At 50.9% G+C, this 20,733-nt stretch carries 13 protein-coding genes and 3 pseudogenes; 6 read left to right on the top strand and 10 right to left on the bottom strand.

The genetic code is table 11. The annotated features are described in order from the left end of the window. The first annotated feature begins 2 nt into the window (after positions 1-2). From ABDK09_11870 to ABDK09_11855, 4 genes are all read left to right on the top strand, one after another. Positions 3-695: an electron transport complex subunit E gene (locus tag ABDK09_11870; protein ID XAW90165.1), complete on the top strand. Its 693-nt coding sequence runs from the start codon at positions 3-5 to the stop codon at positions 693-695. Between the two features lie 44 nt (positions 696-739). Continuing rightward, positions 740-1,381 carry an endonuclease III gene (gene nth, locus ABDK09_11865; protein ID XAW90164.1) on the top strand — a complete coding sequence of 214 codons (642 nt, stop codon included), beginning with the start codon at positions 740-742 and terminating at the stop codon, positions 1,379-1,381. A 9-nt stretch (positions 1,382-1,390) separates the two neighbouring features. Beyond that, positions 1,391-1,807 carry a lactoylglutathione lyase gene (gloA, locus tag ABDK09_11860; GenBank protein XAW90163.1) on the top strand — a complete coding sequence of 139 codons (417 nt, stop codon included), beginning with the start codon at positions 1,391-1,393 and terminating at the stop codon, positions 1,805-1,807. A 154-nt stretch (positions 1,808-1,961) separates the two neighbouring features. After that, on the top strand, positions 1,962-2,399 hold the full coding sequence (locus ABDK09_11855) for a DUF2753 family protein (protein ID XAW90162.1): 438 nt from the start codon (positions 1,962-1,964) through the stop codon (positions 2,397-2,399). 109 nt (positions 2,400-2,508) lie between these two features. Here the strand turns inward: ABDK09_11855 and ABDK09_11850 are convergent, their stop codons facing one another. Then, positions 2,509-3,393: an OmpA family protein gene (locus ABDK09_11850; protein ID XAW90161.1), complete on the bottom strand. Its 885-nt coding sequence runs from the start codon at positions 3,391-3,393 to the stop codon at positions 2,509-2,511. 301 nt (positions 3,394-3,694) lie between these two features. On the opposite strand from ABDK09_11850, the gene rnt reads away from it, so the two are divergent. Both rnt and ABDK09_11840 read left to right on the top strand, forming a co-directional pair. After that, entirely contained in the window at positions 3,695-4,351 is a 657-nt protein-coding gene (rnt, locus tag ABDK09_11845) for a ribonuclease T (GenBank protein XAW90160.1), read from the top strand. Between the two features lie 33 nt (positions 4,352-4,384). Continuing rightward, positions 4,385-5,711: pseudogene (locus ABDK09_11840) on the top strand (Na+/H+ antiporter family protein). A gap of 339 nt (positions 5,712-6,050) precedes the next feature. On the opposite strand, the pseudogene purF reads toward ABDK09_11840, so the two are convergent. The 9 genes and pseudogenes from purF to nagE all read right to left on the bottom strand — a co-directional run bounded on the left by purF (position 6,051) and on the right by nagE (position 20,598). Continuing rightward, positions 6,051-7,566, bottom strand: a pseudogene (purF, locus tag ABDK09_11835) (amidophosphoribosyltransferase). A 34-nt stretch (positions 7,567-7,600) separates the two neighbouring features. Beyond that, positions 7,601-8,092: a CvpA family protein gene (locus ABDK09_11830; protein XAW90159.1), complete on the bottom strand. Its 492-nt coding sequence runs from the start codon at positions 8,090-8,092 to the stop codon at positions 7,601-7,603. 62 nt (positions 8,093-8,154) lie between these two features. Then, positions 8,155-8,716: pseudogene (locus ABDK09_11825) on the bottom strand (SPOR domain-containing protein). Between the two features lie 16 nt (positions 8,717-8,732). Further along, positions 8,733-10,001, bottom strand: coding sequence for a bifunctional tetrahydrofolate synthase/dihydrofolate synthase (gene folC, locus ABDK09_11820; protein XAW90158.1), 1,269 nt, complete (start codon positions 9,999-10,001; stop codon positions 8,733-8,735). Between the two features lie 44 nt (positions 10,002-10,045). Then, positions 10,046-10,972, bottom strand: a complete 927-nt coding sequence (gene accD / locus ABDK09_11815; protein ID XAW90157.1) for an acetyl-CoA carboxylase, carboxyltransferase subunit beta — start codon at positions 10,970-10,972, stop codon at positions 10,046-10,048. 161 nt (positions 10,973-11,133) lie between these two features. Then, positions 11,134-11,943 carry a tRNA pseudouridine(38-40) synthase TruA gene (truA, locus tag ABDK09_11810; protein XAW90156.1) on the bottom strand — a complete coding sequence of 270 codons (810 nt, stop codon included), beginning with the start codon at positions 11,941-11,943 and terminating at the stop codon, positions 11,134-11,136. 160 nt (positions 11,944-12,103) lie between these two features. Continuing rightward, a complete protein-coding gene (locus ABDK09_11805) occupies positions 12,104-16,918 on the bottom strand; it encodes a FimV/HubP family polar landmark protein (protein ID XAW90155.1) in 4,815 nt (1,604 codons plus the stop codon). Positions 16,919-17,202: 284 nt separating this feature from the next. Then, positions 17,203-18,873, bottom strand: coding sequence for a glutamine--tRNA ligase (gene glnS / locus ABDK09_11800; GenBank protein XAW90154.1), 1,671 nt, complete (start codon positions 18,871-18,873; stop codon positions 17,203-17,205). A gap of 258 nt (positions 18,874-19,131) precedes the next feature. Further along, positions 19,132-20,598 carry an N-acetylglucosamine-specific PTS transporter subunit IIBC gene (nagE, locus tag ABDK09_11795; protein XAW90153.1) on the bottom strand — a complete coding sequence of 489 codons (1,467 nt, stop codon included), beginning with the start codon at positions 20,596-20,598 and terminating at the stop codon, positions 19,132-19,134. Between the last annotated feature and the right edge of the window lie 135 nt (positions 20,599-20,733).

The following is a 20,733-nucleotide window of genomic DNA, read 5'->3' as shown; positions in this document are numbered from 1 at the left end:
CGATGAGTGATCATAAGACTCTGATAAAAAATGGCATGTGGAATAACAACCCGGCGCTGGTACAGCTGCTTGGCTTGTGTCCGCTGCTGGCGGTTTCTTCAACCGTAACCAATGCGCTGGGGCTGGGTATTGCGACCCTGCTGGTACTGGTCGGTTCAAACGTGACGGTCTCGCTGGTACGTGATTATGTGCCGAAAGAAGTGCGCATTCCGGTCTTCGTGATGATCATTGCGTCCCTGGTAACCTGTGTACAGCTATTGATGAACGCCTATGCGCATGGTCTGTACCTGTCGCTGGGTATCTTTATCCCGCTCATCGTGACCAACTGTATCATTATCGGCCGTGCCGAAGCCTTTGCATCAAAAAATGATGTGCTGCCTTCAGCGCAGGACGGGTTCTGGATGGGACTGGGCATGACCTCGGTACTGGTGGTACTGGGTACGCTGCGTGAAGTGATTGGTCAGGGCACCCTGTTTGACGGTGCTGACCTGCTGTTAGGCGACTGGGCAAAAGTTCTGCGTATTGAAATTTTCCATTTCGATAACAGCTTCTTGCTGGCCTTGTTACCACCTGGTGCATTTATCGGTGTTGGCCTGCTGATTGCGGCGAAAAACATCATCGATAAAAAAATTGCTGAGCGTCAGCCGAAACAGGAAAAACCAACCATCGAACGTGTCCGTGTGACCAATGTGTAAAACCCGACAGGTGCCCGCACCAGTTCAAGGAAACCATTACCACAATGAATAACAGTAAACGGGTCGAAATTCTGCAGCGACTGAGAGAAAACAACCCCAATCCGCAGACCGAACTCAACTGGAACTCACCGTTTGAGCTGCTGATCGCGGTGTTGCTGTCCGCTCAGGCGACCGACGTGAGTGTCAACAAAGCCACCGATAAACTGTATGCGGTGGCCAACACGCCTCAGGCGATGTGGGATCTCGGCGTGGATGGCGTCAAAGAACACATCAAGACCATTGGCCTGTTCAACTCTAAAGCAGAAAACGTGATTAAAACCTGTCGTATTCTGCTCGATCAACATCAGGGTGAAGTGCCGGAAAACCGCGAAGCACTGGAAGCCCTGCCGGGTGTCGGACGCAAAACCGCCAACGTGGTGCTCAATACCGCGTTTGGCTGGCCGACCATTGCCGTCGACACCCACATTTTTCGAGTTTCGAACCGTACCAAGTTTGCCATGGGCAAAACGGTGGATGACGTTGAGCAGAAGCTGCTGAAAGTTGTTCCTAAAGAGTTCAAACTCGATGTACACCACTGGCTGATATTGCACGGTCGCTACACTTGCGTGGCGCGTAAACCACGTTGTGGCAGTTGCATTATTGAAGACCTGTGCGAATTCAAAGAGAAAGTTTACCCGGAAAGCTAGGAGTCCATTATGTCAAACAACCGTATTCTTCATACCATGCTGCGCGTTGGCGATCTTGATCGTTCAATTGAGTTTTACACTCAGGTTATGGGTATGAAACTGCTGCGTAAAAACGAGAATACCGAATACAAATACACTCTGGCGTTCGTAGGTTACGGCGATGAGTCTGAAGCAGCGGTTATCGAGCTGACTTACAACTGGGGTGTGGAAGAGTACGACCTGGGTAACGCATTCGGCCATATCGCGATCGGCGCAGATGATATCTACGCGACTTGTGACGCGATCAAAGCAGCCGGTGGTAACGTTACGCGTGAACCAGGTCCGGTAAAAGGCGGCAGCACGCACATTGCGTTCGTTAAAGATCCGGACGGTTACATGATTGAGCTGATCCAGAACAAGCAAGCCAACGCTGGCCTGGAAGGCTGATTCTGCGGCCATCCGCCGCTGATTTGCCTGTCAACAAAGCCGCCCGTGTGGCGGTTTTGTTTTATCTCCCTGCAATATACATGGTTTACATGATAATAATTATCATTTAGATTGTATTAATCCGTGTTATGTTGGTTGATGAGGAGAATCATTCATGACAATCAAAGAGTGGGAGCAACACACATTACTGGCCGATATCGCCATGCAGCAGGCCGATCATCTGCGCGGTATCCTGCACTACCAGCAGGCCCTGACCTTAAGCGATCGTATCGGTACCCGCTATGACGTTGAAATGGAAGATCGCTTGCTGATCTCCGTCATCTCCTGTCACAACATGGCCAGTTTCTGGCGCACGGTCGGAGATGACCAGTATGAGCTCAAATATCTGGAGCTGGCATCAGAGCGGGTCCTGACGCTGATACCTCAGTGTCAGAATCCAAGCTGCGAAGCGTTTGTAGATTCACTGGGCTGCTGTAAAAAAGCCCTGATTGAGTTTATGAAGCGCCATCCAAATCCAGAGTTAGCGAAGTTAGTGAAAGACATCGACAGCGCATCCAGTTGCAACCTGATTGCCAAGTTCCGTCTGAACTGATTCTGTCTTAGCTCATTGCGCCTAAACTCATTTGGTAACACAAATAAGCCGGCATAAACAGGGCTGACCAATCAGCCCCTGAGTCATGACCATTTTCCGGGCTGCGCGCTCAGACCTGAGTACGGCCTAGAGAAATGACAACCCGACGGTTTTTGTCTTTACCGATTGGCGAAGCATTGTCGGCAACAGGACGACGTTTGCCGTAGCCCTGAACCTGAATCCGGTCCGCAGACAGCCCCAGAGACTGGAAGTAATTCTGCAGTGATTCAGCGCGCTTCTCAGACAAACTCTGGCTTTCCCCTTTACCCAGTTCCGAATCGGTATAAGTCGACACCAGAACCAGATCGATGTCCTGATTGTAACGAATGTACTCGGCAATCTGCGCCAGACGTTTCTGCGAGGCTTTATTCAGCTCAATGCTGTCACCCCGGTCATAATGCAAAATGGTGAACGAGATATCTTCAAAACTGTATGGCAGCAGGTTGGCGATACAGTCACTAAACACGTTGTACTGCGGCTGGAACAACACTGAAGACAAAGCTACTTCAATGCGCTGATTGCGACTTTGCCAATCCTGATAGCTGAAAGTCGGATAACGCCCCTGCTCCAGTTCACTGAGCAGAGTCCAGGCCGTCTGACCACCAATATAGCCATCAAACTGCTTGAAAAACTGAATGTTGGTAATGCGATCTGCACTTTCACCCGGCCGCCAGGCCGGCGGCATCGAGATCAGGCTGACATCGCGCGTTTCCCCCATCGGACGACGCATTTTCAGTTCAAAGTCGAGGTTCATCTTTTTACTGGCGTGAGCCGTAAACACCGCATCGCCGTAATTTGGAATCGGGTGCACCATCTGACACTCGAGCGGAGTGTTGGTCAGCATTTGCCAGCTTGACTGTTCCGGCTTTGCCACATAGCGTTTTTCCATTGCCGCTGCAGACATCGCGCTACAGACACTGACCGTCACCAGACTTGATACAACCCATTTATTCATAAGGACTTACTTCTCTTTTCCTGCTGCATGGCAATGACGGTATTTTGCCACTGCACTGTTTCTTATCACTAGGATGCAAAAATCTCGCCAACCCTTAATTCTCAATGTTCGAAATAGCCGCCTCAGCCATAGCGCTTAGGCTCTAACTGCTGTTTTTCTCGCACAGGAAACGGATTCGATCCTGTTGTGCTATCAGGCTCGCATCGGGCATCAATTAATTGCGTTTTAATCCGCTGAGTTGGTTTTTCTTACTGGGAGAATCTGCAATAATGCTGCCCCTATCACATAAGCTAGGGATCACATGACGGATACAAATGAAGCTCTGACCTTGAAAAAACGTTTTCGTGGCTATTTCCCGGTGGTTATCGATGTCGAGACCGCAGGATTTAACCCACACACCGATGCACTGCTGGAGATCTGTGCGGTGACGTTAAGTATGGATGAAAACGGTGACCTTCACCCGGCTTCTACCATCCATTTTCATATCGAGCCTTTTGAAGGTGCCAACCTGGAAAAAGCCGCGCTGGAATTTAATGGTATTCGTGATCCTTTCAGTCCGCTGCGCGGTGCGGTGAGCGAAGAGCACGCCCTTAAAGAGATCTACAAACAAGTGCGCAAAGAGCAAAAAGCGTCCGATTGCAGCCGCGCGATTATCGTCGCGCACAACGCCGCTTTTGACCACGGCTTTGTGATGGCAGCCAGCGAACGCTGCAAGCTCAAACGAGTTCCGTTCCACCCCTTTGCTACCTTTGATACCGCGGCATTAAGCGGATTGGCTTACGGTCAGACAGTACTGGCTAAAGCCTGCAAAGTTGCAGGGATGGAATTTGACAACCGTGAAGCCCATTCAGCGCTTTACGACACACAACAAACCGCGGAGCTATTCTGCGGCATCGTCAACAAATGGAAAGCTCTTGGTGGCTGGCCGTTGAGCAACGATGACAATGAACTTGAATAATAATTAATTTTTGCATTATTGACCGAGAAGTATATGAATCCTGTAGTTATTTCTGTCTGTGTCATGCTGATCCTGGCACTGATGCGCGTAAACGTCGTGGTTGCCCTGACGTTTAGTGCCATCGTTGGTGGCCTGGTTTCCGGCATGGATCTCAATAGTACGGTGGCAGCGTTTGAAAGCGGCCTAGGTGGCGGTGCGACCATCGCACTCAGCTACGCAATGCTGGGCACTTTTGCCGTGGCTATTTCTAAATCGGGCATCACCGATTTACTCGCACAAAGCGTCATTAAACGTATCCATGGTCGTCATAGCATGGCCGCGTCGACCGGTATGAAGTACGCGATCGTGTTCGCGCTGCTGCTGATGGCAATGTCATCGCAAAACCTGATCCCGGTGCATATCGCTTTCATTCCAATTCTTATTCCGCCTCTGCTGAGCGTATTTGCCAAACTGGGTATCGACCGTCGCCTGATTGCCTGTGTGCTGACCTTTGGTCTGATCACACCTTACATGGTACTGCCGGTTGGTTTTGGTGGCATTTTCCTCAATAACATCCTGCTGAAAAACCTGCGTGACAACGGCCTTGAGCATGTCACGGCAAGCCAGGTCCCTATGGCTATGCTGTTGCCAGGCCTTGGCATGGTATTCGGCCTGCTGGTTGCGGTATTTTTCTCTTACCGTAAGCCTCGTGTGTACCAGGAAACCGAACTGACCACCATCAGCCAGGAAAGCACCGCAATCAATAAAATGCACATTGCTGTCGCAGGGGTTGGTATTATAGTTGCTCTTGCCGTGCAACTGGCCACCGGTTCAATGATCATCGGTGCTCTGGCTGGCTTTATGGTGTTCACCTTTGGTGGCGTGATTGCCTGGAAAGAGACTCACGACGTCTTCACTCAAGGCGTACACATGATGGCGATGATTGGTTTTATCATGATTGCAGCGGCAGGTTTTGCCGCCGTAATGAAAGCAACTGGCGGCGTGGAAGATTTGGTTCAAGCTCTGTCGACCAGTATCGGTGACAACAAACCACTGGCGGCACTGCTGATGCTGGTTGTCGGTCTGCTGGTGACCATGGGTATCGGCTCGTCGTTCTCAACCATTCCGATTATTGCCACTATCTACGTTCCGCTGTGTATCGCATTCGGCTTCTCGCCTATGGCAACTATTGCCCTGGTGGGTACCGCAGCCGCACTGGGTGATGCAGGTTTCTCCGGCATCAGACTCCACGTTAGGCCCGACATCAGGCCTGAATGCGGATGGTCAGCACGAACACATCTGGGAAACCGTGGTTCCGACCTTTATTCACTACAACCTGCCACTGATTGCTTTCGGCTGGCTGGCTGCGATGGTGCTGTAGTTTAGTGCTTGCATCACACAAAGGCTTCCTGCGGGAAGCCTTTTTTATCTCTCTGCTCCCTCTCCTTCCCCTCAACTGAGTGCTGCATAACATGGCACCTCGGGTAAGATTTCAGCGCGCATTACCCGTGAGCTGATTAGCCCGTAAGTTCATCAGCCTGTAAGCTCATACGCCAGTAAGCTCAAACACCTGTGAGCTCATACACCTGTAAGTATCAACCTGTAAACCCATAAGCCAGTAAAACCGTGAGGCCAGACTTACCAAACAGCAGGCATGAAAAAGGCTTCCCGCAGGAAGCCTTTCGCGATAAAGCGCAGTTAACGCTGATTGTACAGAGACTTAAGCGCCTTCGTTGTACAACTCAAGGTTAGCCAGCTCTTGCTGAATCTCACGCTCGGTCTTGGCATCGTCGCTGCGCATCGACTCAAGGAAGTCCAGGTATTGCTGATCAATATCGCCGGTCACGTATTCGCCGTTAAACACTGAAGTTTCAAACTTCGCGATGTCCTGGTTACCCACACGTACCGCATCAACCAAATCATCCAGTGTCTGGAAGATAAGCGCGTCAGCACCAATTTGCTTACAGATCGCATCGTTATCACGGCCGTGTGCAATCAGTTCGTTGGCACTTGGCATATCGATACCGTAAACGTTCGGGAAACGAATTTCCGGCGCCGCAGACACCATGTACACTTTCTTCGCACCTGAATCACGTGCCATTTCAATGATCTGCTCTGAAGTCGTACCACGAACAATCGAGTCATCCACCAGCAGTACGTTCTTATCTTTAAATTCAGAACGGATGGTGTTCAGCTTACGACGTACCGATTTCTTACGCTGTTGCTGGCCTGGCATGATGAAGGTACGGCCTACGTAACGGTTCTTCACGAAACCCTGACGGTATGGCTTATCCAGTGCCTGAGCAATCTCCAGTGCGATGTCGCATGAAGTTTCAGGGATTGGGATCACGACGTCGATATCCAGGTCGCTGAAGTCAGCCTTGATACGCTCACCCAGTTTTTTGCCCATTTCAACGCGTGCGCTGTACACCGAAATTTTGTCGATGAATGAATCAGGACGGGCGAAGTAAACGAATTCGAAAATACATGGGTTCAGAAACCGGGTTATCCGCACACTGCTTAGTGAACAGTTCACCTTCAAACGTCGCGTAAATCGCTTCGCCCGGCGCCACATCGCGCATAAAGTCGAAACCAACCGCATCCAGAGCCACAGACTCAGACGCAACCATGTATTCAGTACGGCCGTTCACTTCACGTTTACCCAGACACAGAGGACGGATACCGTTCGGGTCACGGAATGCAATCATACCGTGGCCGATGATCATTGCAGTCACCGCGTATGCGCCGCGAATAGTACGGTGCACGTTAGCAATGGCACGGAATACATCGTCCGCAGTCACGTTACCTTTTACGGTGTCGATTTCGTGCGCCAGCACGTTCAGCAGTACTTCTGAATCAGAAGTTGTGTTGACATGACGACGGTCTTTCTCGAACAGTTTCTGACGAACTGCCGTAGCGTTAGTCAGGTTGCCGTTGTGTGCGAGGGTGATACCAAATGGTGAGTTTACGTAGAAAGGCTGAGCTTCTGATGCGCTGGAGCTGCCAGCAGTCGGGTAACGAACGTGGCCGATACCCACAGAACCCTGAAGACGCTGCATGTGCTTAGCTTCAAACACATCCTTGACTAAACCGTTCGCTTTACGCAGACGAAAACGATTGCTTTCGATGGTACAAATACCAGCGGCATCTTGGCCACGATGCTGCAATACCGTTAACGCGTCATAAATTGACTGGTTTACAGGCGTTGTACCCACGATTCCAACAATACCACACATGTCCTAATCCTCGATTTGCGACAATAGCCGGCGCTTAACGCGCGCCGGACAGAAAACTTGATGTTGCTTGTAAGTGTTCAAAGAACGGAGCAATAATGCGGCTAAATTCCGGCACCAGCTGCGAGCCCTTCCACCACTCAGAGCTTGGGAATGCGGTGAACGCATCCATAAAAAATAAGGCTGCTGCAACAATCAGAACTCCACGCAAAGCGCCAAATACGACGCCGAGAATTCTGTCTGTTCCTGAAAGCCCGGTCTTCTGTACCAACTGCGAAATCACGTAGTTGACAATAGCTCCGACAATCAGCGTCGCGACAAACAACGCTGCGATTGCTGTACCATTGCGAAACATTTCATCTTTAATGTTAGTAAAGTATACCGCCAATTTGGCGTAGTACTCGGAAGCAATGTAAAAAGCTCCGAACCAGATTACTAACGACAATGCTTCTTTGGCAAAGCCACGTACCAGACTGATCAGCGCAGACAGGCCAATCACACTTAAAATGACAATATCTAACCAGTTCATGAGTTCTTACATTCTAAGTTGGCGCGCATTTTAACAGAAAAAAACGCGACGCAAACGTTTTCTTATGGGTTTAGTGGTTTAAATTTAAGCAACTGACCTTTTGCGCCGGTAATTTCTTCTAATTCCAGTAGCTGTTTTTCCAGCTTACTTTTCGAAACATCCGGGCCAATGATCACGCGGGTAAAACCATTTTCTTGTTTGGTATGAGCCTGATAGCCTCGCTTTTGCAGATCCGCGACCATGTTTTTCGCGTTATCTGCATTCTTGAGCGCCATCAACTGAATCAACCAGGCACTGTCCTGATACTCATTTTTTTCCGCCACACTGCGGGTTGCGGTGACCAAAGATTGCGAGGACTCAGCCTCCGGGGCTGAGTCTGTTTTGCTCTCCGGAGCGGTCGCAATCGCGACCACCGGCGTTTCAGGCAAGACCGCATCTTCTTCTACCGGTTCCACCACCTCGAACTTTTCCACTTCACTGTCCAGTTTCTGGCTTAATGGGGATGGCGGTCATCTCTTCCTTGTAATGCAGCTTTTTGCCATCGAGCACATCAGGTAATACGATGACCCCGACCGCTACAAGAATAATGGTACCGACCAAACGGCTTTGGAATTTACTTGCCATCTCTACTCCCTTGGAATTACGACGGGTTGGATTGTTGCCAATGCTCCAGCACTTCACCGACGGTATGGAAGGAGCCGGCGACGACTATGACATCGTCAGCCTGCGCTTGTGTCAACGCCGCTTCAAAAGCCTCTACCGGGTTAGCATAGCGCACCTGATCAACATCCAGCGTCAGGCACAATTCATCCGCTGTCGCCGCGCGAGGGCCGCTTAATGAGGCCGGATACCACTGCTTCACGATCGGTTTCAGAATCGCCAGCGTCGACTTCACATCTTTGTCGTGCAGCATACCGACCACCATATGCACGGTCTGATCCTGGAATCGTTGCTGTAACTGCGACACCAGATATTCCGCCGAATGCGGGTTATGCGCGACATCAAGTAAGATGGTTGGTGAGTGGCTGATTTGCTGCATACGCCCCGCCAGAGTCGCATTGCGCAGGCCATTGACGATATTCACGTCACTGATCTCCAGCGCAGCACTGCCCAGCGCCATCAGCGCTGTTGCTGCGTTTGGCAGCGGCAAGGTCGGTAGCGGCAGATCGCTCAGATCAAACGAGCCACTGTTCCAGTTCCACGTCGTGTCACTGGTCTTGTGGTAATTGAACTGGATTCCGACCTGATAAAACTCGGCGCCGATGTCATCAGCATGTGCAGCTACAGTAGGAGGTGGTGTCGGCTGACCGCAGATGGCCGGTTTGCCTGAACGGTAAATACCAGCCTTCTCGAAGCCAATCACGTTAATATCGCTGCCCAGCCAGTCAACATGGTCAACGGCCAGACTGGTGATCACCGACACATCATGATCGACCACGTTGGTCGCATCAAGACGCCCGCCCAGACCGACTTCTAACAGCACCACTTCGACTTGTTCCGTCTGGAACAGACGCAGTGCAGCCAGCGTACCGAACTCAAACAAGCTAAGCGTAATGTCACCGCGCTGCTGTTCAATAAACGCAAAGGCTTCAGTGTGCTTTTCATCAGGCAGATCCTGACCATTGATTCGGACACGTTCGTTGTAACGAATTAAGTGGGGAGAACTGTAAACACCGACTGAGTATCCGGCATCAAGCAGAATCGCTTCCATCAACGCACAGGTTGAACCTTTGCCGTTGGTGCCGGCAACAGTAATCACTGTCGGAGCAGGTTTGGTGAGATTGGCTTTTTGAGCGACAGCCTGAACACGGTCCAGACCCAGGTCAATAGCGGAGGAATGAATATGGGTTAAATAATCAAGCCACACCGATAATGGCGATGTGGCTTGTGGAATTGGGTTTTGCTTCATCTAACGTATAACCATTGTTTTGCTTGGTTTAGTTAGCGACTACTTTACCCTTTTTTGTCCGCTTCTGGTACAGAATATGGTTCTTCATTTGGCGCATCGTTCACAGAAACAACCAGCGGTGATTCCTGACGAGTCATTTTTGCCAACAGACCAGCAACGCGCTGACGCATTTCACGACGGTCAACAATCATGTCAATCGCACCGTGGTCCAGCAGGAACTCACTGCGCTGGAAGCCTTGTGGAAGGTCTTCACGTACAGTCTGCTCGATAACACGACGACCAGCAAAACCGATCAGTGCTTTCGGTTCACCAATGTTGATGTCACCCAGCATTGCCAGACTCGCAGACACACCGCCCATGGTCGGATCAGTCAGCACAGAGATAAACGGCAGACCTTTTGCAGTCAGACGCTCCAGTGCCGCACTGGTTTTTGCCATCTGCATCAGCGACATCAGCGCTTCCTGCATACGGGCACCACCACTGGCAGAGAAACAAACCAGACCACAGTTAGCTTCGATTGCAGCGTCAACAGCACGTACAAAACGCGCACCAACCACTGAACCCATTGAGCCACCCATGAAAGAGAATTCAAACGCACAGGCAACCACAGGAATGGTCATCAGCTCGCCTTTCATAACAATCAGGGCATCTTTTTCGCCACTGCTCTTCTGAGCAGCTGCAATACGCTCTTTATAACGCTTCGAGTCTTTAAACTTCAGCTTATCTTGCGGCTCTAGTTCTTCCGCAATTTCGTAGCGGTTTGCTTCATCCAAAAATGACTCAAGACGACGACGCGCTTTCATGCGCATGTGATGGTTACATTTTGGACAAACTTCAAGATTGCGCTCTAATTCAGCGTAATAAAGCACCTGTTCACAAGATGTACATTTGGTCCATACCCCTTCAGGGATAGACGCTTTACGTGAACTACCGATGTTGCTTTTCTCTAAAATCTTCTCAAGCCAGCTCATGCAAGACCTTTTACTCTCTCATCTGCCGCCGTATTGCGACAGATTTTTATTCGACATTAACGCGTGTGGATTAAAGCACAGAAAATGCCAACTGTGGACAAAAAACTGGTTGTACCTATTTCCTGAACAGTTATCCCACGCACAACATTGTTTAATTTGAGCTAATCCAATCCGGTTAGTTCAAACTTTCTGGTAAGAAACAGCGGTCCCATCGGCGCTTCAGGCAGCTCAAACACCGGCGGGTAATCAACGTCGACCAAATACAAGCCTTCCGCTTTGGCCGTCGCCCCTGCAAGGCTGCGATCTTTCGCCGCCAGCAACCACTCTATCCACTCCGGCTCCTGCTCACCACGACCGACAGCAATCAGGCTGCCGGTAATGTTACGCACCATATGGTGGACAAACGCATTGGCTTTAATATCAATCACAACGTAGCGCTCATGACGAGTGACGTTTAAGTGCATTATGTTACGCCAAGGACTGCGTGACTGACAATGTGCAGCTCTGAATGACGTGAAGTCATTCTCACCCAGCAGGAATTGTCCGGCTCGGTGCATACGCTCAGCATCCAGTTCACCATGATAATGACTCACACCGGAAGACAAAATTCCCGGGCGATACATGTGATTGTAGATCACATAGCGGTATCTGCGTGCTGTTGCAGTGAATCGGGCATGAAATTCGTCCGGAACCTCTTTCGCCCAGCGCACCGCAATGTCCTTTGGTAAATTGGCGTTGGCACCCATGGTCCAGGCCACCATTTTACGGCTCGCTGTGGTATCAAAATGGACAACCTGGCCAGTGCCGTGCACACCCGCATCAGTGCGGCCTGCACACTGAACTTCTACCGGATGGTTAGCGATCACACTCAATGCTTTTTCCAGCTCTTCCTGTACGCTTTTAACTTCTCGTTGGCGTTGCCAGCCATAATAGTGAGTACCGTCATACTCGATACCCAGAGCGATTCTCATGTCGTTTTTCTCTTAAACATCTAAGGGAAATAGGGCGGGCAGTATAAACCCTCTGCATGATAAATTCTAATCAACAGAAAAAAGAGGCAACCCGGTTGCCTCTTTTTTTACTCAATTATGACACTGCCTATGCAATACCACTCATTTATCAGGCGACAGATTAAGCCCTGCCATTAATCACATCGATCAAGTGCTTGGCTTGGCGGCGAATATCATCACTGCCATCAACGATCGCTTCTTCCAACAGCTTCACCGCCCCTTTATGGTCATTCATTTCCATATAGATCTGGGCCAGATCCAACTTCCCGGCGGCTTCAGCATTGCTGTCGACATCAATGTCGGAAATTTCCCCGATCACATCCGGAAACTCATTCAACCCCACATCAAGCTTGAGCTCTTCATCATCAGGGGAAAGCCCCATATCTTCCCGCTCAACCTGCGCCATCAGCTCATCAATGGTCATAAACTGATTCTGCTGCGGGTCGAAGTCCATGATGTCTTCTTGCTTACCCCAGTTTTCAGTTTCCACTTCCGGCTGCTGATTCTGGATTTCCGGCTGCCAGGCCGCCAGCTCTTCTTCCGGCACATCATCCATGATGTCAGCCTGCTGGTCCGCTGTCAGGCTAAAGCCATTCCAGTCTTCGCCGCCCATATCCAGCATGGCTTCAATGTCCATACCCGCACTGTCAATAGTTTGAGCATCAATCGGACCATCAAACGAGAAGCTGTCACTGTGAGGCTGTTCATCAAGCAACGCATTGAGTGCGTCCTCGTCAAACTCCTCTCGCGCCGCAGTCTTGTCTGACTGAGGTGATGGCGTATTGTCACTATCACCACGCGGTTCAGGCTCAGTTTCGCCACCCATGCCGTCTTCGGCGAAAGACTGCTCCAGCTCAGCAAACAACTCATCTGACAACGCTTCGTCTTCGTCACCGTCAAAAATGAACTCTGATTCAGTTTCATATTCGCTGTCAGCCAGTGCGTCTTCTTCGCTGTACTCCGGCAGATCTAAGTCATCAAAAGCAAACGCTTCATCTGCTTCGACACTTTCTGGCTGCTCGGCTTGTGCTGAGCTTTCAGGCTCTGCCTCCGCTTGCGGTTCAGCAACGCTGTCAGCCAGGGCGTCTGCTTCGCTGTATTCCGGTAGCTCTAAATCATCAAAAGCATATGCTTCGTCGGCTTCGGAACTTTCTGGCTGCTCTGCTTGTACTGAGCTTTCAGGCTGTGCCTCAGCTTGCGGATCCGAGATGCTGTCAGCCAGTGCGTCTGCTTCGCTGTATTCCGGCAGTTCTAAATCATCAAAAGCAAACGCTTCGTCGTCTGACTCAGCCTGAGCATCAGCAAATTGCGCAGCCAGATCTTCCGCTTGTGGTTCCGGCGCTTCAGCTTGCGGTTCAAACTCTTCCGATTGTGGGGCAGGCTCTGCAGTCGCTTCAGAGGTCAGTTCCGGCTCTTGCGGCTCAGCTTGCACCTCTGCGGCAGCTTCTGGTTCAGATTGCGCCTCAACCGATTCATCAGGTTCAGCAACGCTGTCAGCCAGGGCATCCGCTTCGCTGTACTCCGTCAGATCTAAGTCATCAAAAGCAAACGCTTCATCTTCTGACTCAGCCTGAGCATCAGCAGATTGCGGTTCAAACTCCTCCGATTGTGGGGCAGGCTCTGAACTCGCTTCAGAGGTCAGTTCCGGCTCTTGCGGCTCGGCTTGCTCCTCAGTGGCGGCTTCCGGTTCAGATTGCGCCTCAACCGATTCATCAGGTTCAGCAACACTGTCAGCCAAGGCATCTGCTTCGCTGTATTCCGGCAGATCTAAATCATCAAAATCAAACGCTTCGTCGTCTGACTCAGCCTGAGCATCAGCAAATTGCGCAGCCAGGTCTTCCGCTTGTGGCTCATGATCTTCAGATTGAGGTTCAGCTTGCGGTTCAAACTCTTCCGTTTGCGGGGCAGGCTCTGCACTCGCTTCAGAGGTCAGTTCCGGCTCTTGCGGCTCAGCTTGCTCCTCAGTGGCGGCTTCCGGTTCAGATTGCGCCTCAACCGATTCATCAGGTTCAGCAACGCTGTCAGCCAGGGCATCCGCTTCGCTGTACTTCGGCAGATCTAAGTCATCAAAAGCAAACGCTTCATCTTCTGACTCAGCCTGAGCATCAGCAGATTGCGCAGCCAGGTCTTCCGCTTGTGGCTCCGGCGCTTCAGCTTGTGGTTCAAGCTCTTCCGTTTGTGGAGCAGACTCTTCCGTTTGTGGGGCAGAATCGGCACTCACTTCAGAAGTCAGTTCCGGCTGTTGAGGCTTAGCTTGCTCCTCAGTGGCGGCTTCCGGTTCAGATTGCGCCTCAACCGATTCGTCAGGTTCAGCAACACTGTCAGCCAGGGCATCCGCTTCGCTGTATTCCGACAGCTCTAAATCATCAAAATCAAACGCTTCATCGTCTGACTCAGCCTGAGCATCAGCAAATTGCGCAGCCAGGTCTTCTGCTTGTGGTTCCGGCGCTTCAGCTTGTGGTTCAAGCTCTTCAGGTTGTGGAGCAGACTCTTCCGTTTGTGGGGCAGAATCGGAACTCGCTTCAGAAGTCAGTTCAGGCTCTTGCGGCTCGGCTTGCGCCTCTGTCTCAGGTTGCTGTTGTTGATCCAACCCGGCCATAAAGTCAGCCGATGACAGCGGTTCTTCTTCCTCTGCGGGCGACGAATCAGCACCGAATGGATCGTCCAGTAACCAATCATCATCCTGAGGAACGCCAAATTCATTCGCGACCGGTTCAGGCTGACTGCTGACGCTTTGTGGTGCTACAGGCTCTTCCGCTGGCGCTTGCGGTTCTGCTTCGCTTTCGCTGCCTTCAATCTCCGGATTAAACTCAAATTCGTCATCGCTGTCGCTATCGAGAGAGAAATCACTCTCATCACCAAAATCGAACTCTTCCAGCAAAGGATCGTTGTCTGGGACAGCATCCAGCAAATCATTTTTGAAATGGGTACTGTTGTATTCTGGCTCAGGCTGCTGCGCCTGTTGCTCGATTTCCAGCAGCTCATCAAAGAATTCAGTGCCGTCATCCAGTTCAGTCAACGCTTCCGGTTCGTCCTCGCTGACTGCACTGCTCTCTTGCTCTTTCTCCAGCCATTCATCCAGCAGACTGTCACTGTCAATATCGAATGCATCATCCGCCGTCTCAGACCCACTCTGCTCTAACAGCTCATCCAGCAGTTGGTCACTTTCACTCTGGGCAGAAACCTCATCTGATTCTGCCAGCAACTCATCAAGCAGCTCGGTGCTGTTACTATCGATGTCGAGTTCAAGATCCTCATCCAGCATTTCATCGAGCAGCGCCGCTTCATCGCTCAGCGCTTCAAGCTGATCCAGGTCAGCCTGGGCTTCAATGTTACTGAACAGACTTTCCAGCTCCTCATCCGAGGTAACTTTGGCTTCATCGAGGCTGTTCTCATCCAGCAGGCTGTCAAAATCGAGCGCAGCCAGGTCGTCATCCTCCTCATCACTGCTGTTGAGCAAGTCATCGAGCATCGACTGATCCAACATACCGGAATCAAGTTCTTCACCGACTTCCGTATCGCCGAGCAGAGACTCGATTTCGTCCTGAGCTAAATCGTCATCATCATCTGAGAGATCAAAGACCGCATCGTCATCATCTTCCGGCTCTTGAACCGCCTGATCCAACGCGCGCTCCATCTCTTCCAGGCCAAGCGCTTTTTCATCGCCGTTAACACTGATGCCACTGTTACTGCCAAAGTCGGTATCCAGATCGCCGTCATCGTCGATACCGGCAAACGGATCTTCACCGTCTTCATCTTCCAGATTGAAATCGAGATCGTTTTCATCCAGATCCGCAAAAATATCATCTTGCGCCTGGTCAGCTTCTGCCGTTTCATCACTGAACGTCAGTTCGCTGTCATCCGCTTCACCGAATAAGTCATCATCCAGCAGCAGGTCATCTTCCAGACTCTGCAGGGCTTCGTCTCCCGCCACAACCGCAGCGGCTTCAGCCTGAGGAGGCGGAGTTTGTTCGGCAGGTTTCTGTTCCTGACTATCGGTTTGCGAACGACGATTGAGCAGCATCAGAACCAGGAAGGCGATCGCCAGACCCGGGATCAGAGCCATCAAGCCCACCAACCAGCCATTGGAAAGAATCTGGTCCCAGGTTGATGGCGCCAGTTTCTGCTCTTCCTGCTGCTTGCTGCGTTGTTCATCGAGCAATTTTTCCACTTCAGAGCGGATGCGGTTTTCATCACCCAGTTCGTTTTTCAGCGTATCCACTTCGGACTGCATCTCAGCCAGCATCAGACGCAAACGATGGTTTTTCTCTTCCAGCGCCAGCATCTCTGAATCAGATGAAGCAATCTGCTGCTCAACTTTATCCACGTCACTGCGGGTAACAGGCGAAGGCGTGGCAGCAGGTGCTGTTGCGGTGGTCACAGGTGCGGTAGCGGTGGTCGCAGGTGTGGCCGTCTGTGCTGCAGGGGTCGGTTGAGCTTGCGGTGCGGCAATTTGCACCGGAGCAACCGGTCGGGCGGTAGTCTGGTTGAGGCGCGCCTGATGCGCGTTCATGACATTGACCGCTTCCTGAGTGGTCGCACTGCGTGCCTGCGCCAACGATGGCACACGCAACGTACTGCCCGGCATCAGGCTGTGGATGTTCTGATTTTCAAACGCCTGAGGATTAAGACGATAGATGGCCAGCAAGGTCTGCTGCACAGAAACACTGGGCGACGGACGTAACCGGCTGGCGATTGACCAAAGCGTATCCTGCTCTGTGGTCGGGCCAAAAAAAGTCGAAGGTTCATCGGACGGCATAATATTGGCCGCCCTGGCCGAGACAGGTGCCGTCTGTTGGCTACGTACAGAAGAAGGCGCAGCCTCTGAGGTGCGAGCAGGAACGACCTGTTCGCTGAATTGAGGCTCGGATTGCACTTCACCGCCAGGTCCGATCAGGCGGATGCCCTCTGCATATACGATGGAAGTCTGAGTCACAACGGCTACGGCGAGAGGCAATAGCAATCGCTTGAAAAATTGATGCATAAAAGGCTCAGCTGAGTGCTTTAACTAATGAATTCTGTGATCTGTTAAATATATCGGATCGGAGGGGCAAAACTATAGGGTATAAAGTAAAAAATGTACCTAAGCCACAATAATCGCAGGAATCTCACACAAAAGCTGCGGTTTTGCTAAGGCTTCGGGCCTGGATTACGCGTTATTGATAAAAAGAAAGCCAGCATACAGCTGGCTTTCGGATCAATTTATCATTCGCTCAGATATCAGGCGTTTTCAATTTTCGCCCAGGTATCGCGCAGACCAACGGTACGGTTAAAGACCAGCGCTTCCGGCTGAGAATCTTTAGCATCCGCACAGAAGTAACCCATACGCTCAAACTGGTAACCGAACTCAGCTTCTGCATTAGCCAGGCTTGGCTCAACAAAACCGTTCAGTTTGACCAGAGATTCCGGGTTAATGGTGGCAGCGAAGTCATCCGCAGCACCCGGGTTTGGTACGGTAAACAGACGATCGTACAGGCGGAACTCGGCAGCAACACCCTGCTGAGCCGATACCCAGTGAATCACACCTTTCACCTTACGGCCATCTTCCGGGTTTTTACCCAGCGTATCGGCATCGTAAGTACAGTAAATAGTGGTGATGTTACCCTGCTCGTCTTTTTCAACACGCTCAGCTTTAATCACGTAGGCGCCACGCAGACGAACTTCTTTACCCAGCACAAGACGCTTGTACTTCTTGTTGCCTTCTTCGCGGAAGTCTTCACGCTCGATCCAGATTTCACGGCTGAACGGAACATGACGCTCGCCCATTTCCGGTTTATTCGGATGGTTAGCGATGCTCAGCATTTCAGTGCTGTCCGCGTCAAAGTTTTCAATCACAACTTTGACCGGATCCAGAACCGCCATTGCACGTGGTGCGTTTTCGTTCAGGTCATCACGAATACAAGATTCCAGCACGCCAAACTCGATCATGTTGTCTTGTTTGGTCACACCGATACGTTTACAGAATTCGCGAATTGAACCTGAGGTGAAGCCACGGCGACGCAGGCCTGAAATGGTCGGCATACGCGGATCATCCCAACCGTTAACCAGTTTTTCAGTCACCAGTTGGTTCAGTTTACGCTTCGACATCACGGTATATTCAAGGTTCAGGCGGCTGAACTCATACTGACGTGGGTGACATTCGATGCTGATGTTATCCAGAACCCAGTCATACAGACGGCGGTTGTCCTGGAATTCCAGCGTACACAGAGAGTGAGTAATCCCTTCCAGTGCATCGGAAATACAGTGGGTGAAGTCATACATCGGGTAGATGCACCACTTGTCACCGGTTTGGTGGTGGTCAGCAAAACGCACACGGTACAGCACAGGATCGCGCAGTACGATGAATGACGATGCCATATCGATCTTAGCGCGCAGACACGCAGTGCCTTCGGCAAATTCACCGGCACGCATTTTTTCAAACAGTGCCAGGTTTTCTTCTACGCTGCGATCGCGGTACGGGCTGTGTTTACCCGGCGCGGTCAAGGTACCACGGTATTCACGAATCTGCTCCGGACTCAGCTCTTCAACATACGCCAAGCCTTTTTGGATCAGTTCCACCGCATATTCATACAGCTTGTCAAAATAGTCAGATGAGTAGCAAACATCACCGGACCACTCAAAGCCCAGCCACTGTACATCTTTCTTAATTGACTCAACGTATTCGAGATCTTCTTTTTCAGGGTTTGTGTCGTCAAAACGTAAGTTACACTGACCCTGATAGTCCTGAGCAATACCAAAGTTCAAACAGATCGACTTCGCGTGTCCGATATGCAGATAGCCATTCGGCTCCGGCGGGAAACGAGTATGCACGCTAGTGTGTTTACCATCCGCTAAATCTTTATCAATGATTTGGCGAATGAAGTTCGATGGACGAGCCTCAGCTTCACTCATCTATAGCACCTCAAAGTTTATTTAGTATTGTCAGAAAATGGTTTCTGCGAAGAAGGCGTTACGCCCGGCAGAGCAGAAATATTGCCGCTAATGATCCACAATTCTGAATGAATTCACAATAAAAACTGCGGTTTTCTTACGATTATTTCTGCTTCCGGGTGGTTAAATGCACAAACAAAAAGCCCCCGCATGATGCGGAGGCTTGGATTTAACCAAACTCAGACTACAACCTGAACACCAGCAGTGCCGGCACGGTAGTTAATCTTCGGAACGAATATCTTTCATCTGACCGGCAATGATTTCCGCCATTGGCCCCAGGATAACCTGCAGGTTGTTAGAGCCCAGTTTCACCACGCCCATCGCGCCCAGATCTTTAAGCTGTTTCTCGTCAATCACCGACATATCATTCACAGTCAGACGCAGACGAGTGATACAGGCATCAATATTGGCCAGGTTAGCATGCCCGCCCAGCACCGCCAGATACTGCTTGGCCAGCTCAGCGGAATCGCCGGATGCAGCGCTCACCGTCGACGCTTGCTCATCATCTTCACGGCCCGGTGTTTTAAGGCCAAATTTCACGATGACGGTACGAAATACCACGTAGTAGATAGCGAAGAAGACCAGACCCTGCACAATCAGCATGTACCAGTTGATCGCCAGTGGGTTACGCGAGGAGAGCACCATATCCACCAGACCGGCCGAAAATCCAAAACCTGCCATCCAGTGCATCGACGCTGCGATAAAGACAGAAATACCGGTCAGCAGCGCGTGCAGAACATACAGCAGCGGAGCCAGGAACATGAAGGAGAATTCCAGCGGTTCAGTCACCCCGGTAAAGAAAGAAGCAAAACCGGCTGCGATCATGATAGAAGCAACTTTCTCTTTATGCTTGGCATTTGAGGTGTGGTAAATCGCCAGTGCCGCCCCCGGCAGGCCAAACATCATGATTGGGAAGAAGCCCGCCTGATACATACCGGTAATACCAGGAACCGCGGTACCTTCAGCAATCGACTTCGCGCCACCAAGAAAATTAGGAATATCATTAATACCGGCGACATCGAACCAGAATACCGAGTTCAGCGCGTGGTGCAGACCAATCGGAATAAGCAGGCGGTTAAAAAAGGCATAGATACCTGCACCTGTTGCGCCAAGACCTTGAATAGATTCACCAAAGTTTACCAAGCCACCGTAAATCGCCGGCCAGACGTACATCAGCACAAACGCAATCAGAATACCGACAAATGAAGTCAGGATTGGCACCAGACGTTTACCGGAGAAAAAGGCCAGTGCTTTGTGTAACTCAACGGTTGAGTAACGGTTATAAATCTCAGCAGAAACAATACCGACCAGGATGCCGACAAACTGGTTATTAATCTTGTTAAATGCGGCAGGAACGGCAGAAGGGTCAATACCCTGGATTTGCGCGACGGCGCCCGGTGAAAGCAGGGTTGTGACCACCAGAAAGCCAACGAAACCGGACAGCGCCGCAGCACCATCTTTATCCCTGGACATACCAAACGCCACACCAACCGCAAACAACACCGACATATTGTCTATAATGGCGGCACCCGCTTTGATCAGAAACGCTGCCAGAGCGGAATTCGCTCCCCAGCCGTTCGGGTCAATCCAGTAGCCTATACCCATTAAAATGGCCGCCGCTGGCAGCGTCGCCACCGGCACCATCAGGGCCTTCCCTACTTTTTGAAAATATCCAAGAATATTCACCTTACGTTCTCCCTATAGGAATTTGGTATACATTGGCTGACTTATTTTAGTCACTCAATTTAGTCCATGTCAGTGTATGCGAAATATTTCGCTTCACAAATTAAAACCGATTTAAATGTGATCATAATCACCCGT

Source organism: Vibrio sp. CDRSL-10 TSBA (assembly GCA_039696685.1).
GTDB lineage: Bacteria > Pseudomonadota > Gammaproteobacteria > Enterobacterales > Vibrionaceae > Vibrio.
Note: the sequence above shows the minus strand (reverse complement) of the source record. Positions and strands in the feature narration are given on the sequence as shown.

Excerpts from the sequence above, each read along its gene's own strand:
- ABDK09_11870 (XAW90165.1), top strand. The coding sequence starts at position 3 with ATGAGTGATCATAAGACTCTGATAAAAAATGGCATGTGGAATAACAAC.
- nth (XAW90164.1), top strand. The coding sequence starts at position 740 with ATGAATAACAGTAAACGGGTCGAAATTCTGCAGCGACTGAGAGAAAAC.
- gloA (XAW90163.1), top strand. The coding sequence starts at position 1,391 with ATGTCAAACAACCGTATTCTTCATACCATGCTGCGCGTTGGCGATCTT.
- ABDK09_11855 (XAW90162.1), top strand. The coding sequence starts at position 1,962 with ATGACAATCAAAGAGTGGGAGCAACACACATTACTGGCCGATATCGCC.
- ABDK09_11850 (XAW90161.1), bottom strand. The coding sequence starts at position 3,393 with ATGAATAAATGGGTTGTATCAAGTCTGGTGACGGTCAGTGTCTGTAGC.
- rnt (XAW90160.1), top strand. The coding sequence starts at position 3,695 with ATGACGGATACAAATGAAGCTCTGACCTTGAAAAAACGTTTTCGTGGC.
- ABDK09_11830 (XAW90159.1), bottom strand. The coding sequence starts at position 8,092 with ATGAACTGGTTAGATATTGTCATTTTAAGTGTGATTGGCCTGTCTGCG.
- folC (XAW90158.1), bottom strand. The coding sequence starts at position 10,001 with ATGAAGCAAAACCCAATTCCACAAGCCACATCGCCATTATCGGTGTGG.
- accD (XAW90157.1), bottom strand. The coding sequence starts at position 10,972 with ATGAGCTGGCTTGAGAAGATTTTAGAGAAAAGCAACATCGGTAGTTCA.
- truA (XAW90156.1), bottom strand. The coding sequence starts at position 11,943 with ATGAGAATCGCTCTGGGTATCGAGTATGACGGTACTCACTATTATGGC.
- glnS (XAW90154.1), bottom strand. The coding sequence starts at position 18,873 with ATGAGTGAAGCTGAGGCTCGTCCATCGAACTTCATTCGCCAAATCATT.